The organism is Agrobacterium salinitolerans (genome assembly GCF_002008225.1).
Classification (GTDB): Bacteria; Pseudomonadota; Alphaproteobacteria; order Rhizobiales; family Rhizobiaceae; genus Agrobacterium; species Agrobacterium salinitolerans.
In genome coordinates this window covers 214504-228841 of sequence record NZ_MRDH01000027.1, presented here as the reverse complement: position 1 = coordinate 228841, position 14338 = coordinate 214504, and the positions used below count along the sequence as shown (strand labels likewise).

Annotated in this window: 11 protein-coding genes; 9 read left to right on the top strand and 2 right to left on the bottom strand. The window is 60.0% G+C overall.

The features are described from left to right. Positions 1-190: 190 nt before the first annotated feature. On the bottom strand, positions 191-1222 hold the full coding sequence (locus BS627_RS19405) for an L-idonate 5-dehydrogenase (protein WP_077984802.1): 1032 nt from the start codon (positions 1220-1222) through the stop codon (positions 191-193). Between the two features lie 219 nt (positions 1223-1441). Here BS627_RS19405 and BS627_RS19400 point away from each other — a divergent pair, with 219 nt between their 5' ends. From BS627_RS19400 to BS627_RS19390, 3 genes are all read left to right on the top strand, one after another. Next, the gene (locus BS627_RS19400) at positions 1442-2197 is read left to right on the top strand and encodes an SDR family oxidoreductase (RefSeq protein WP_077984860.1); all 756 of its coding nucleotides are present in this window, start codon (positions 1442-1444) and stop codon (positions 2195-2197) included. Between the two features lie 87 nt (positions 2198-2284). Further along, the gene (locus tag BS627_RS19395) at positions 2285-3178 is read left to right on the top strand and encodes an NAD(P)-dependent oxidoreductase (protein WP_077984801.1); all 894 of its coding nucleotides are present in this window, start codon (positions 2285-2287) and stop codon (positions 3176-3178) included. A 157-nt stretch (positions 3179-3335) separates the two neighbouring features. Continuing rightward, complete coding sequence (locus BS627_RS19390) at positions 3336-4319, top strand: aldose 1-epimerase (protein WP_077984800.1); 984 nt, start codon at positions 3336-3338, stop codon at positions 4317-4319. An 18-nt stretch (positions 4320-4337) separates the two neighbouring features. On the opposite strand, the gene BS627_RS19385 is transcribed toward BS627_RS19390, so the two are convergent. Further along, positions 4338-4799 (bottom strand): Lrp/AsnC family transcriptional regulator, encoded by a 462-nt coding sequence (locus tag BS627_RS19385; RefSeq protein WP_077984799.1) that lies wholly within the window; start codon positions 4797-4799, stop codon positions 4338-4340. Positions 4800-4966: 167 nt separating this feature from the next. Here BS627_RS19385 and BS627_RS19380 point away from each other — a divergent pair, with 167 nt between their 5' ends. From BS627_RS19380 to glgA, 6 genes are all read left to right on the top strand, one after another. Beyond that, positions 4967-5680, top strand: coding sequence for an aspartate/glutamate racemase family protein (locus BS627_RS19380; RefSeq protein ID WP_077984859.1), 714 nt, complete (start codon positions 4967-4969; stop codon positions 5678-5680). Then, positions 5681-6451 (top strand): class II glutamine amidotransferase, encoded by a 771-nt coding sequence (locus tag BS627_RS19375; protein WP_077984798.1) that lies wholly within the window; start codon positions 5681-5683, stop codon positions 6449-6451. A gap of 484 nt (positions 6452-6935) precedes the next feature. Beyond that, complete coding sequence (locus BS627_RS19365; RefSeq protein WP_077984797.1) at positions 6936-9398, top strand: glycogen/starch/alpha-glucan phosphorylase; 2463 nt, start codon at positions 6936-6938, stop codon at positions 9396-9398. Then, complete coding sequence (glgB, locus tag BS627_RS19360; RefSeq protein WP_077984796.1) at positions 9398-11605, top strand: 1,4-alpha-glucan branching protein GlgB; 2208 nt, start codon at positions 9398-9400, stop codon at positions 11603-11605. Before BS627_RS19365 ends, glgB begins: the two co-directional genes overlap by 1 nt. Before the next feature lie 21 nt (positions 11606-11626). Next, positions 11627-12889, top strand: coding sequence for a glucose-1-phosphate adenylyltransferase (glgC, locus tag BS627_RS19355; RefSeq protein ID WP_077984795.1), 1263 nt, complete (start codon positions 11627-11629; stop codon positions 12887-12889). 5 nt (positions 12890-12894) lie between these two features. Further along, on the top strand, positions 12895-14337 hold the full coding sequence (glgA, locus tag BS627_RS19350) for a glycogen synthase GlgA (protein WP_077984794.1): 1443 nt from the start codon (positions 12895-12897) through the stop codon (positions 14335-14337). Position 14338: the final 1 nt, after the last annotated feature.

Here is a 14338-nt window from a genome sequence, read left to right as displayed (position 1 = left end):
TTTGACTTGCGTCAAAATGTGCAAACCAGCCGTACAATGAGGCGAGGAAGCATCAACAACCCAGCGAACGCCCATGATACCGATAACATTCAGGGCGGAATGACGCGATCCACGATGGCAAATAAGAAATTGGTGGCGGAGGCTCCGCCACCGACTCAATAAGCCAGCCCGCTATTTCGGGGAAACGCGCTTACGAAAAAGCGATCTGCACCTTCATGGCGCGGCTTCGATCCGAGGCGAATTGGAAAGCCGAGATGGCGTCGGCGAGATCGACGGTCTGGGTGATGAACGGTTTGACGTCGATCAGGCCCTTACGCATCAATTCAACGCCGGTGGCAAATTCTTCGTGGAAGCGGAAAGAGCCGCGCAGATCCAGTTCCTTGGCGGTGATCGCCATCATCGGCAGACTCATATCGCCGCCAAGCCCGAGCTGGACGATGATGCCGCGCGGACGAAGCGCGGTAATGCCGCCGGAAAGTGCGACGGCTGCGCCAGAGCATTCATAGAGAACATCGAAAGTTCCCTTGTTCGAACCATAAGCGGCAAGTGCGTCGGGCTCATCCTTGCTATTGATGACACGATCCGCACCCGCCTCACGCGCCTTGGCAAGCGTGAAATCGGAAAGGTCGGTGGCGACGATTTCCGCCGCACCCGCCCGGCGCGCAGCCAGAATGGACAGGATGCCGATGGGTCCACAACCCGTGACAAGCACGCGTTTCCCCAGCAAATCGCCGGCGCGGCGCGTGGCGTGAAGCGTCACCGCCAGCGGCTCCGCCATGGCGGCCTCGCCAGCGCTCAGGCCATCGGCCGGCACGCATTGCAGGGCGTCGGCCACCAGAACCTCACGGAAAGCGCCCTGAATATGCGGAAAAGGCATGGCGCTGCCATAAAACCGCATGTTGAGGCACTGGTTGTGCAGGCCTTCCTGGCAAAAGCGGCAGGTTCGGCACGGGCGGGACGGCGAAACGGCAACCAGACCGCCGACCTTCAGCCCTTCCACGCCCTCGCCCAGTTCTTCGACGACAGCGGAGACCTCATGGCCGAGCACCATGGGTTCACGAAGCCGCACCGCGCCGAAGCCGCCATGGTTGTAATAGTGCAGATCGCTGCCGCAAATTCCGCCCCGGACCAGACGAAGCCGCACCTCTCCCGGCCCCGGCGCTTCCTCGGGCCGCTCCTCGATGCGCACATCCTTTGCCCCATGGGCGACAATCGCTCTCATAAATATCTCCCGCTCGACATCGCGCCTGAATGGCGCGACGAATAATCCGCATCCCTGTCACCGCCGCCTGCCGCGCATTTACACGTCGTGCGGCCTCCCCGCGCGCCCGGCCCGTACCGAGAGCGGGCGTTTAAGCCTTGACATCCACGCCCGAAAGGGATGAATGTTATCGATAACATAATTCTGTACGAATGCAATGTCGAGAGACTGGAGGAAACAGTGGGCCTTAATTTGTTCGATCTTTCCGGCCGCCGCGCCCTGATCACGGGTTCGTCCCAGGGCATTGGCTTTGCGCTGGCGCAAGGGCTTTCTGAAGCGGGCGCGGAAGTGGTGCTGAACGGGCGTGACGAGGCGAAGTTGAAAGCCGCCGCCGCCGGCATCAAGGGTGCGAAAACACTCGCCTTCGACGCCACCGATCACGAAGCGGTGCGCAAGGCCATCGACGGTTTCGAGGCGGAGGTCGGCCCCATCGATATTCTGGTCAACAATGCCGGCATGCAGCACCGCACCCCGCTGGAGGATTTTCCAGCCGATGCCTTCGAGCGCCTGCTGCAGACCAACATCGCCTCGGTGTTCCACGCCGGGCAGGCTGCCGCGCGCCACATGATCGGCCGTGGCCGTGGCAAGATCATCAACATCGCCAGCGTGCAGACCGCCCTTGCCCGCCCCGGCATCGCGCCCTACACCGCCACCAAGGGGGCCGTCGGCAACCTGACGAAAGGCATGGCGACGGACTGGGCCAAATACGGCCTGCAATGCAACGCCATCGCACCCGGCTATTTCGACACGCCGCTCAACGCGGCCCTGGTGGCGGACGAAACCTTCTCGGCATGGCTTGAAAAGCGCACGCCCGCCGGTCGCTGGGGCAAGGTCGAAGAGCTTGTCGGCGCCTGCATCTTCCTGTCGTCCGATGCCTCGTCCTTCGTGAACGGACATATTCTCTATGTCGACGGCGGCATCACCGCTTCGCTTTAAAACACCGAAACCGGACCGGCGGCTGCGGCCGCCATCCGGTTTTGAACCGACGACACCACGACACTTTGGGAGGAGGCCGTGAACACCATGACCGAGAAGAACAAAGTCGCCCTGATCGGCGCCGGCGCCATGGGCGGGGCGATCGGCACACGGCTCATCGAGACCGGAAATCAGCTGACGGTTTTCGATCTGGATGCGGAAAAGGTGGCGGCGCTGACGAGCCTTGGCGCGCAGAGCGCGGGGACGGCTGCGGAAGCGGCTTCGGTTTCCGATGTGGTCATCCTCAGCCTCAATTCACCGAAAATCGTTCGCATCGCCGTCTTTGGCAAGGATGGCGTCGCGGCGGGGGCGAAACCCGGCACGCTGATCATCGACATGTCCTCCATCGATCCGGAAGCGACGAAGGAACTGGCGGCCGACGCTGCGGGAAAAGGCCTGCGCTGGGTGGACAGCCCCCTTTCCGGCGGTGCACCCAAGGCGCTCATCGGGCAATTGACGCTGATGGCCGGCGGCAGCGACAAGGATGTGGCCGATGCGCATCGCGTGCTGCGGCATGTGGCCAGCAACTACACCCATATGGGTCCCTGTGGCGCAGGGCAGACGACGAAACTCATCAACCAGGTTCTGTGCGGGTTGAATTTCCTTGCTGTGGCGGAAGCAACGCAGCTTGCGCTGGATGCCGGCGTCGATGCCGCCAAGATACCGCAGGCGCTGAAGGGCGGCCGCGCCGACAGCGCCATCCTGCAGGAATACATGCCGCGTTATGTGGCGAAAGATTACCGCCGCACCGGACGCATCGACAATATGGTGAAAGACCTGAACGGCGCGCAGGATCTCGCCCGGCGCACCAACACGGCCATGCCGCTGACAGCCGTTTGCGCCGAGGTGCACCGCATGCTGACGGCGGCCGGGCTGGGTGGGGAGGATCAGGCCGCGCTGATGGAATATTTCAGCGGCGCGAAACGCACTTTTCCGGACTGACTGCACGGCGGACCCGGAATGGCGGAGCCTATTGATACGGCCCTTGCGGGCCCTTAACGGCCATTGCGAAATTGTCCGTCAGCGAAGATGATCGGGCGAATCGGCACGGCAGTCGCCCCGATGACCGCAGATGCATGTATGCAAAGGACAATTCCCGATGACTACCCCCACGACAGGCACGGGGATTGCCGGTGTGACCGTTTCTGGAAACGGTTTCACAGCCGAAGTCGCTTATGAGGGCGCGACGCTTCTAAGCTGGCGGCCGGTCTCTACCGATGGCGGCGAAGGCGAAAATCTTGTCGACGGCTATTCGACGCCTGCCGAAATGCAATCGCACAATGGCGTGAGAAATGGCATTCTCGCACCCTTCACCAATCGCATCCCGGATGGCCAGTTCAGTTTTGACGGACAAGCGCACCGCATTGAACCGGTGCTTGCCCATGAAGACCTCGTCTTCCACGGATTTGCCAGAGCCCTGCCCTTCGCGCTTACGCAGTCTTTCGAGGAACACGGCGCTCACACTCTCGTCTTCCGCGCCGAAATAGCGCCTGCGGATTTTGAGGGTTATCCCTACCGTCTCGCCATCGAGGTGGAATATCGTTTCGCCGGCCATGAGGTCACCATCGACATACGCGGCATCAATCGCGATGACCGGCCCCTGCCTTTCGCCGCCGGGTGGCATCCCTATTTCCGCCTGCCCGGCACGACGTCTATCGACGATCTTCTCCTCACGCTGCCCTCGCGAACGGCGATTGAAACAGACGAGGACCTGATCCCCCTTCGCGGCGCACAGGGCGGGATGGTCAAACGGGACGACACCCGCTTTCTTTACGCACCGCTGTCCGGCCATGTACTCGATGTCTGCTTCACCGATCTCATCGCATCCGAAAACGGGCTTTACGAGACGAGGCTGGAAAACCACCACGACGGTTCGAGCCTGACGGTTTGGCAGGAGCGCGGGCACATGCATGTCTTCACCGGCGATACGCTTGCACGCGGCAGGCGGCAATCCATCGCGCTCGAACCGGTGGAAACGCCGACCAACGCCTTCAACCAACCGGAACTCGCGGATGCGATTACGCTGCAAGCCGGCGAGACGCGAAGCTTTCGCTTTGGCGTCCGTTTTAAGGCGGCGCGCTGATCAAGGCCCGACGAACACTCAGATATGTGTCGTCGGCAGCGAAGACGACAGCTTCACCGTCTCCATGGAGATATAGGCGGACATGTCGTAAAGCTCGACGCGGCGCAGGATCTGTTTGTAGATCGTGTCGTAATATTCGACATTCGGCAGCACCAGTTTCAGAATATAGTCGAAATTGCCGGTCAGCCGGTGAACCTCGACAATTTCGGGTATGGTGCTGACGGCGGCATGGAACCGGTCCAGCCAGTCCTCCGCATGCAGGCCGGTTCTGACCAGCAGGAAAACCGTGGTCGGCAAGTTGATCTTGCGACGGTCGAGAAGCGCCATCGTACCCGTCACATAACCTTCCGCCCGCAGCCGCGTGATGCGCCGCGAACAGGCGGATAGCGACAGCGCCACTTCCTCCGCAATGTCGGCGAGCGGCGTTTCTGCATTTTCCTGGAGAATCGCAAGGATTCGGCGGTCGCGATCATCAATCATCGTTAAAGAATGCACAGGTTAACGCAATAGCGCAATAAATTTGCGATCTTCATAGAAAGAACGCCCTGATTTTGCATATATATCGTGAAATCCTTGCAAAAACGCATGCCGTTTTCGCCCCGACGATGGCATTCTTATTTTCAATCAAACTCGATAAGGGAACTCTTATGAAACGGATCGGCCTGATCGGCGGCATGAGCTGGGAATCCACCGCAACCTATTACCGCATGATCAATGAGGCCGTGCGCGACAGCCGCGGCGGGCTGGTTTCGGCCGACATCGTCATGCATTCGCTCGATTTTTCCGAGGTCGTCGCCCTTCAAAAGGCCGATCGCTGGGATGAGGCAGGCGCACTTCTGGGTGCTGCCGGTGCGCGCCTTGCCAATGCGGGCGCCGATTGCGTGCTGATCTGCACCAACACCATGCATCTTGTCGCTGAAACCGTAGCGAAAATGTCCGGCGTGGCGCTTATCGATATCATAGACGAAACCGCCGCTGCCCTGAAAGCGGACGGACGCCGCAAGCCGCTTCTGCTCGCCACCCGCTACACGATGGAACATGGTTTTTACACCGAGCGCATGCGCCGCCATGGCGTCGAAGTGATCGTGCCCGATGCGGAAGACCGGGCTGCGATCCACGACATCATCTTCGGCGAACTCTGCCGGGGCGAAATCAAGTCCTGCTCGCGCGAGCGCTATCTCGCGGTCATCGAGAAGGCCCGCGCACTTGGCGTCGATTCCGTCATTCTTGGCTGCACCGAGATTTCGCTGCTGATCGATCCCGATGCCCTGCCGCTGCCGGGTTACGATTCGACCGCAATTCACGCGAAGGCCGCCGTTGGCTTCGCGCTCGGAAACAAGGCCCTGAACAGAGCCGCATGAATGTGCCGCCTCTTTGCCTATTCCGGTAAACCCGTCTGGCTCGACAGCCTGCTGATCGAGCCGGAAGCATCGCTGGTCAGCCAGTCCATGGCCGCAAGGGAAGCGAAAACCGTCGTCAATGGCGATGGTTGCGGCCTTGGCTGGTATGGCGAACGCGGAACGCCCGGCGTCTTTCGCGATACCAGACCCGCCTGGTCGGATGCCAACCTCGCGGCACTCTGTCACCAGCTTCGTTCGGGCATGTTCATGGCCCATGTCCGCTCCGCCACGTCGGGCGAAGTATCCCGCGCCAATTGCCACCCATTTGCGCATGGGCAATATCTCTTCATGCATAACGGCCAGATCGGCGGTTACGAGCAGATAAGGCGCGATATCGACTCCCTTATTCCCGATGATATCTATGCATCCCGGCGCGGCACCGGCGACAGCGAAGCTATTTTCCTCATCGCCGCCGGCCTCGGCCTTGATGCCGATCCGGTACGCGCCATTTCCACCGCGCTTCGCCTCTGTCAGGAAAAGATGATCGCAGCGGGCGTCTCCTCCGCCCTGCGCTTCAGCGCCGTGCTGATGGACGGCGATTGCGTGCATGCCTTCCGCTGGTCTAGCGATGACAAACCACCGACGCTCTACTGGCGTGGGTTGGAAGAGGGTATTGCGCTGAGTTCAGAGCCCTTTTCGTTTGATTGCACCCCATGGTGCGCCGTTCCACCCAATACCTGCGTAACGATCCGCGCCGGGGAAATGATGACGCGGCCTTTTTGCCTCGGGTGAACACGGCGATATCGCCCGGTTCACGCCGCCGCCACCGGCAACAGGTGCGGCTGCGGCGAAGGCCGATTTATTTTCATTGAATTGTTACAGCCGCGAAGGCTAGTGTGTGATCCTAAGTATCAGACCGAACCCGCTAAGCGGTTTTCGGCCCGGTGTTTAAAACAGGATACATTGAGCGAAACAGATTTCAGGACCGGTGAACCATTTAAAAGTGTTGCAGCCTCTTTCCCTTTTTTGAACGATGCCCGGCATCGCAATGACCACGCAAACCTTTTCGGTAACGGCGGATAAAGGGCCGGCAATGCCTTGCGCGATCCTTGGGATGCGGAAGAAAAGGTCTTATTTTTCATAATCCTAAGCCGCTCAACTTTCCGCGAAAATTGCTGTTGCCACACCTCCATATCGATGCATAAACTGGCATCAGCAAAGGCAACACGGATCGACCTCTCAGACCCTCTCCTCCCACCAAGGTGCTGACCGACCAATGATCAATAACCTCAACACCGCCGATCTTCCCCGCCCCGCCCCGCGCAGTTCCAACCCGGAAATCATGGCCGCGGAAATCATCGAACGACTGACCTATCGCATCGGCAAGGACGTCAAGGTCGCCAAGCCCCATGACTGGCTGACCGCAACCATCCTCGTCGTGCGCGACCGCATCATCGACAAGTGGATGGAATCCACCCGCAAGGCCTATGCCAACAATTCCAAGCGCGTTTATTATCTGTCGCTGGAATTCCTGATCGGCCGCCTGATGCGCGACGCCATCTCCAATATCGGCCTGATGCATGAAATTCGCGATGCGCTGTCCTCGCTCGGCGTCGATCTTGACGTTATCGCCGGGCTGGAGCCGGATGCCGCACTCGGCAATGGCGGCCTTGGCCGTCTAGCCGCCTGTTTCATGGAATCCATGGCGACCGTCGACATTCCCGCCTATGGCTACGGCATCCGTTACGTGCACGGCCTCTTCCGCCAGCAGATGGCGGATGGATGGCAGGTGGAACTGCCGGAAACCTGGCTTGCGCATGGCAACCCCTGGGAATTCGAGCGACGCGAAAGCTCTTATGAAATCGGCTTCGGCGGATCGGTGGAGACGATCGGCGGTTATGAAGATCCGCAGCGTTTCGTCTGGAAACCGGCCGAACGCGTGATCGCCATGGCCTATGACACGCCGGTCGTCGGCTGGCGCGGCACCCGCGTCAATACGCTCCGCCTCTGGTCCGCGCAGCCGATCGACCCCATTCTACTGGCCGCCTTCAACGCCGGCGACCATATCGGCGCATTGCGCGAGAGCAACAAGGCGGAAAGCCTGACACGGGTTCTCTACCCTGCCGACGCGACGCCGGCCGGTCAGGAACTGCGCCTCAGACAGGAGTTCTTCTTCTCCTCCGCCTCGCTGCAGGACATTCTGCGCCGTCACCTGCAGCAATATCCGGACTTCACTTCGCTGCCCGAGAAGGTCTCGATCCAGCTCAACGACACGCATCCGGCGATCTCCATCGCCGAAATGATGCGTCTTCTGTGCGATGTGCACGGTCTGGAATTCGAGGAGGCGTGGAAGATCACGCAGGGCACCTTCTCCTACACCAACCACACGCTTTTGCCGGAGGCGCTGGAAAGCTGGCCGGTGCCGCTGCTCGAGCGTCTTTTGCCAAGACATATGCAGATCGTCTATGCGATCAACGCCAACACGCTGCTTTTCGCCCGCAAGGAAAAGAAGATGGCGGATCAGCAGATCCGTTCGATCTCGCTGATCGACGAAGGCGGCGAGCGTCGCGTGCGCATGGGCAATCTCGCCTTTATCGGCTCACATTCCATCAACGGCGTTTCCGCCCTTCATACCGATCTGATGAAGGAAACGGTCTTTGCCGATCTGCACAGCCTTTACCCTGACCGTATCAACAACAAGACCAATGGCATTACGCCGCGCCGCTGGCTGATGCAGTGCAATCCGGGCCTCACCAGCCTGCTGCGCGAGGCGATCGGCGACGATTTCCTCGACGATGCGGAAAAGCTGACAGCACTCGACCGTTTCGCCGACGATGCCGGTTTCCGCGAAAAATTCGCCGAGGTGAAACGTCTGAACAAGGTGCGGCTTGCCAATACGGTAGCGCAGCGCATGGGCATCCGCGTCGACCCTTCGGCCATGTTCGACATCCAGATCAAACGTATCCATGAATATAAGCGCCAGCTTTTGAACCTCGTGGAGACGGTCGCGCTTTACGACCAGATCCGCTCCCACCCGGAACTGGATTGGGTGCCGCGCGTTAAGTTCTTCGCAGGCAAGGCGGCGCCGAGTTATCATAACGCGAAGCTGATCATCAAGCTTGCCAATGATATTGCCCGGGTCATCAACAACGATCCGGCCGTGCGCGGGCTTCTGAAAGTGGTGTTTATTCCGAACTACAATGTCTCGCTGGCCGAAATCATGGTTCCCGCCGCCGATCTTTCCGAACAAATATCGACGGCCGGCATGGAAGCCTCCGGCACCGGCAATATGAAATTCGCACTCAACGGCGCGCTCACCATCGGCACGCTCGATGGCGCAAATGTCGAAATGCGCGATCATGTCGGCGCGGAGAATATCGTCATCTTCGGAATGACGGCGGATGAAGTGGCCAAGGCGCGCGCCGAAGGCCACAATCCCCGCGCGATCATCGAAGGATCGGCGGAGTTGTCGCAGGCGCTGTCCTCCATCGCCTCCGGCGTCTTCTCGCCGGATGACCGCTCTCGTTTCGCCGGCCTGATCGACGGTATCTATAACAGCGACTGGTTCATGGTCGCCGCCGACTTCGACGCCTATGCCAATGCACAGCGCGAGGTGGACGCGATCTGGAGCGATCCGAACAGCTGGTATGCCAAGACAGTGCGCAACACGGCGCGTATGGGCTGGTTCTCGTCCGACAGGACGATCCGCCAATACGCCACCGAGATCTGGAGAGCCTGATGAAAAAACCGCTCAATTCGGCCGAAGAGAAAAAGACTGGCGATATCACGAAGGCTGAAATCGAGGCGATCAAGAGCGGTTTGCATTCCAATCCCTTTGCCCTTCTCGGCGTTCACGAAACGCCGGAAGGATTTTCCGCCCGCTGTTTCATTCCCGGCGCCGAGGAGGTTTCCGTCCTGACGCTGGACGGAAACTTCGTGGGCGAATTAAAGCGGCTCGATCCCGACGGCTTTTTCGAAGGCCGGATCGATCTTTCAAAGCGCCAACCGGTGCGGTATCGCGCCAGCCGCGACGATGCCGAATGGGCGGTGACCGACCCTTACAGTTTCGGCCCGGTTCTCGGACCGATGGACGATTATTTCGTTCGCGAAGGATCGCATCTGCGGCTCTTCGACAGGATGGGCGCGCATCCGCTGAAGCTCGAGGGCGTCGAGGGTTTCCACTTCGCCGTCTGGGCGCCCAATGCGCGGCGCGTTTCCGTTGTCGGCGATTTCAACAATTGGGATGGCCGACGGCATGTCATGCGTTTCCGCAAGGATACCGGCATCTGGGAAATCTTCGCGCCTGACGTCTATGCCGGCTGCGCCTACAAGTTCGAAATCCTCGGCGCAAACGGCGAGCTCCTGCCGCTGAAGGCGGACCCCTATGCGCGGCGCGCCGAGTTGCGGCCGAAGAACGCCTCCGTTACCGCGCCTGAACTCACCCAGGAATGGGAAGACCAGGCCCATCGGGAACATTGGGCGCAGGTGGACCAGCGCCGCCAGCCTATCAGTATCTATGAGGTGCATGCCGGCTCCTGGCGGCGGCGCGAGGACGGCACGTTCCTGAGCTGGGACGAACTGGCCGCCGAGCTCATTCCCTATTGCACGGATATGGGCTTCACCCACATCGAGTTCCTGCCGATCACCGAACATCCCTATGACCCTTCCTGGGGTTATCAGACCACTGGCCTTTACGCCCCGACTGCCCGTTTCGGCGATCCGGAAGGTTTCGCCCGTTTCGTCAACGGCGCCCATAAGGTCGGCATCGGTGTTCTGCTCGATTGGGTTCCCGCGCATTTTCCGACCGACGAGCACGGGTTGCGCTGGTTCGATGGCACCGCGCTTTACGAACATGCCGATCCGCGCCAGGGTTTCCATCCCGACTGGAACACGGCCATCTACAATTTCGGCCGCGTCGAGGTGATGTCCTACCTCATCAACAACGCGCTTTATTGGGCCGAGAAATTCCATCTCGACGGCCTGCGTGTCGATGCGGTCGCCTCGATGCTCTATCTCGATTATTCCCGCAAGGAAGGCGAGTGGATCCCCAACGAATATGGCGGGCGCGAGAACCTGGAATCCGTCCGCTTCCTGCAGAAGATGAATTCCCTCGTCTACGGCACCCATCCGGGCGTCATGACCATTGCCGAGGAATCCACCTCCTGGCCGAAAGTATCGCAGCCCGTCCACGAGGGCGGCCTCGGTTTCGGTTTCAAGTGGAATATGGGCTTCATGCACGACACGCTCAGTTATTTCTCGCGTGAGCCGGTGCATCGCAAGTTCCACCATCAGGAGCTGACCTTCGGCCTGCTTTACGCCTTCACCGAAAATTTCGTGCTGCCGCTGTCCCACGACGAGGTTGTGCACGGCAAAGGATCGCTGATCGCCAAAATGTCCGGCGATGACTGGCAGAAATTCGCCAATCTGCGGTCCTATTACGGCTTCATGTGGGGTTATCCCGGCAAGAAGCTGCTGTTCATGGGGCAGGAATTCGCGCAGTGGAGCGAGTGGAGCGAGAAGGGTTCGCTCGACTGGAACCTGCGCCAATATCCGATGCATGAGGGCATGCGCCGCCTCGTGCGCGATCTCAACCTCACCTATCGATCCAAAGCCGCCCTGCACGCCCGCGATTGCGAACCCGACGGCTTCCGCTGGCTGGTGGTCGATGATCACGAGAACTCCGTCTTTGCCTGGCTGCGCACGGCGCCCGGCGAAAAACCGGTGGCGGTCATCTGCAATCTGACACCGGTCTATCGGGAAAACTATTATGTGCCGCTGCCCCAGGCGGGGCGATGGAGGGAGATTCTCAACACCGATGCCGAAATTTATGGCGGCAGCGGCAAGGGAAATGGCGGGCGCGTTCAGGCGGTCGATGCCGGAGGAGACATCGGGACAATGCTCGTCCTGCCACCGCTCGCGACGATCATGCTCGAGCCGGAAAACTGACAGACACAGAGGGAGGACACCATGTCGGAAAAAAGAGTTCAGCCTTTGGCACGCGATGCAATGGCCTATGTCCTCGCAGGCGGCAGAGGAAGCCGCCTGAAGGAGCTGACGGACCGCCGGGCAAAACCCGCCGTCTATTTCGGCGGCAAGGCGCGCATCATCGATTTCGCGCTCTCCAACGCGCTCAATTCCGGCATTCGCCGCATCGGCGTCGCCACGCAATACAAGGCGCACTCGCTCATCCGCCACCTGCAGCGCGGCTGGGACTTCTTCCGTCCCGAGCGTAACGAAAGCTTCGATATTCTGCCGGCCTCCCAGCGCGTTTCCGAAACGCAATGGTATGAAGGCACGGCCGACGCCGTCTACCAGAACATCGACATCATTGAGCCCTATGCGCCGGAATATATGGTCATTCTCGCCGGCGACCATATCTACAAAATGGATTACGAATACATGCTGCAGCAGCATGTCGATTCCGGCGCCGATGTAACGATCGGCTGCCTTGAAGTGCCGCGCATGGAAGCGACCGGCTTCGGCGTGATGCATGTGAATGAAAAAGACGAGATCATTGATTTCATCGAAAAACCGGCCGATCCGCCGGGCATTCCCGGCAATGAAGGCTTCGCGCTCGCCTCGATGGGCATCTACGTCTTTCACACGAAATTCCTGATGGAAGCGCTGCGCCGCGACGCCGCCGATCCGAGCTCCAGCCGAGACTTCGGCAAAGACATCATTCCCTATATCGTCGAGCACGGCAAAGCCGTCGCCCATCGCTTCGCGGATTCCTGCGTGCGCTCCGATTTCGAGCATGGCCCCTACTGGCGCGACGTCGGCACCATCGATGCCTATTGGCAGGCCAATATCGACCTGACGGATGTGGTGCCGGACCTCGATATATACGACAAATCCTGGCCGATCTGGACCTATGCGGAAATCACACCGCCGGCGAAATTTGTGCACGATGACGAGAACCGCCGCGGCTCGGCCGTGTCTTCGGTCGTCTCCGGCGATTGCATCATTTCCGGCGCCGCCCTCAACCGCAGCCTCCTCTTTACGGGTGTGCGGGCTAATTCATATTCCCGCCTTGAGAATGCCGTAGTACTGCCAAGTGTGAAGATCGGGCGTCACGCCCAGCTCAGCAATGTCGTCATCGACCATGGCGTGGTCATTCCGGAAGGACTGATTGTAGGAGAAGACCCAGAACTGGATGCCAAACGTTTCCGCCGCACTGAAAACGGCATTTGCCTTATCACCCAATCGATGATCGACAAGCTGGACCTGTAGAGCCCATGAATGTCCTTTCGGTTTCATCCGAAATCTATCCCCTGATCAAGACCGGAGGGCTCGCCGACGTTGTTGGCGCACTCCCCATCGCGCTGGAAGCCCATGGCGTCACGACGCGCACATTGATACCCGGATATCCGGCGGTGAAAGCCGCCGTGACGGATCCCGTCAAATGCTTCGAATTTACCGATCTGCTCGGCGAAAAAGCCGATGTGCTCGAAGTGCGGCATGAGGGACTGAACCTCCTCATTCTTGACGCGCCCGCCTATTACGAGCGCTCCGGCGGCCCCTATCTCGACCAGACTGGCAAGGACTATTCTGACAACTGGAAACGCTTCGCGGCGCTTTCCCTGGCCGCCGCCCGCATCGCCGCCGGTGCGCTTCCCGGTTGGCGGCCGGATATGGTGCATGCCCATGACTGGCAGGCCGCAATGGCGCCGGTCTATATGCGTTATGCCGAAACGCCCGAGATTCCGAGCCTTCTCACCATCCACAACATCGCCTTTCAGGGCCAGTTCGGCGCGAATATCTTCAGCAAGCTTGGCCTCCCCGCCCATGCCTTCGGCATGGAAGGCATCGAGTATTACAACGATGTGAGCTTCCTGAAGGGCGGCCTGCAGACGGCAACGGCGCTCAGCACCGTCAGCCCGTCCTATGCCGAGGAAATCCTCACCCCGCAATTCGGCATGGGCTTGCACGGCGTCATCGGCAGCCGCGCCCATGTGCTGCACGGCATCGTCAACGGCATCGATGCCGACGTCTGGAACCCGGCCACCGATCACCTGATTCACGACAATTATTCAGCCGCCAATCTCAAGAACCGTACGCTGAACAAAAAGGCGGTCGCCGAACATTTCCGCATCGACGATGATGACAGCCCGCTTTTCTGCATCATCTCCCGCCTCACCTGGCAAAAGGGTATCGACCTCATGGCGGAAGCCGTGGACGAGATCGTTTCCCTTGGCGGTCGCCTCGTGGTGCTGGGCGCGGGGGAAGTAGCGCTGGAGGGCGCGCTTCTGGCGGCGGCGTCCCGCCACCATGGCCGCGTCGGTGTCGCTATCGGTTACAACGAGCCACTCTCGCACCTGATGCAGGCGGGCTGCGATGCGATCATCATTCCCTCTCGTTTCGAACCCTGCGGCCTCACCCAGCTTTACGCGCTGCGTTATGGCTGCATTCCGGTCGTCGCCCGCACCGGCGGTCTTGCCGATACCGTGATCGACGCCAACCATGCCGCCATCGCCAATAAATCGGCGACCGGCGTGCAATTTTCACCCGTCACGCTCGATGGTCTGAAACAGGCGATCCGCCGGGCCGTCCGTTATTACCACGACCCGAAACTGTGGACACAAATGCAGAAACTCGGAATGAAATCCGATGTTTCCTGGGAAAAGAGCGCCGGTCTTTACGCCGCGCTTTACAGCCAGCTTATTTCGAAAGGCCATTGAA

Excerpts from the sequence above, each read along its gene's own strand:
- glgA (WP_077984794.1), top strand. The coding sequence starts at position 12,895 with ATGAATGTCCTTTCGGTTTCATCCGAAATCTATCCCCTGATCAAGACC.
- BS627_RS19380 (WP_077984859.1), top strand. The coding sequence starts at position 4,967 with ATGAAACGGATCGGCCTGATCGGCGGCATGAGCTGGGAATCCACCGCA.
- BS627_RS19405 (WP_077984802.1), bottom strand. The coding sequence starts at position 1,222 with ATGAGAGCGATTGTCGCCCATGGGGCAAAGGATGTGCGCATCGAGGAG.
- BS627_RS19395 (WP_077984801.1), top strand. The coding sequence starts at position 2,285 with ATGACCGAGAAGAACAAAGTCGCCCTGATCGGCGCCGGCGCCATGGGC.
- glgC (WP_077984795.1), top strand. The coding sequence starts at position 11,627 with ATGTCGGAAAAAAGAGTTCAGCCTTTGGCACGCGATGCAATGGCCTAT.
- BS627_RS19365 (WP_077984797.1), top strand. The coding sequence starts at position 6,936 with ATGATCAATAACCTCAACACCGCCGATCTTCCCCGCCCCGCCCCGCGC.
- BS627_RS19375 (WP_077984798.1), top strand. The coding sequence starts at position 5,681 with ATGTGCCGCCTCTTTGCCTATTCCGGTAAACCCGTCTGGCTCGACAGC.
- BS627_RS19385 (WP_077984799.1), bottom strand. The coding sequence starts at position 4,799 with ATGATTGATGATCGCGACCGCCGAATCCTTGCGATTCTCCAGGAAAAT.
- glgB (WP_077984796.1), top strand. The coding sequence starts at position 9,398 with ATGAAAAAACCGCTCAATTCGGCCGAAGAGAAAAAGACTGGCGATATC.
- BS627_RS19390 (WP_077984800.1), top strand. The coding sequence starts at position 3,336 with ATGACTACCCCCACGACAGGCACGGGGATTGCCGGTGTGACCGTTTCT.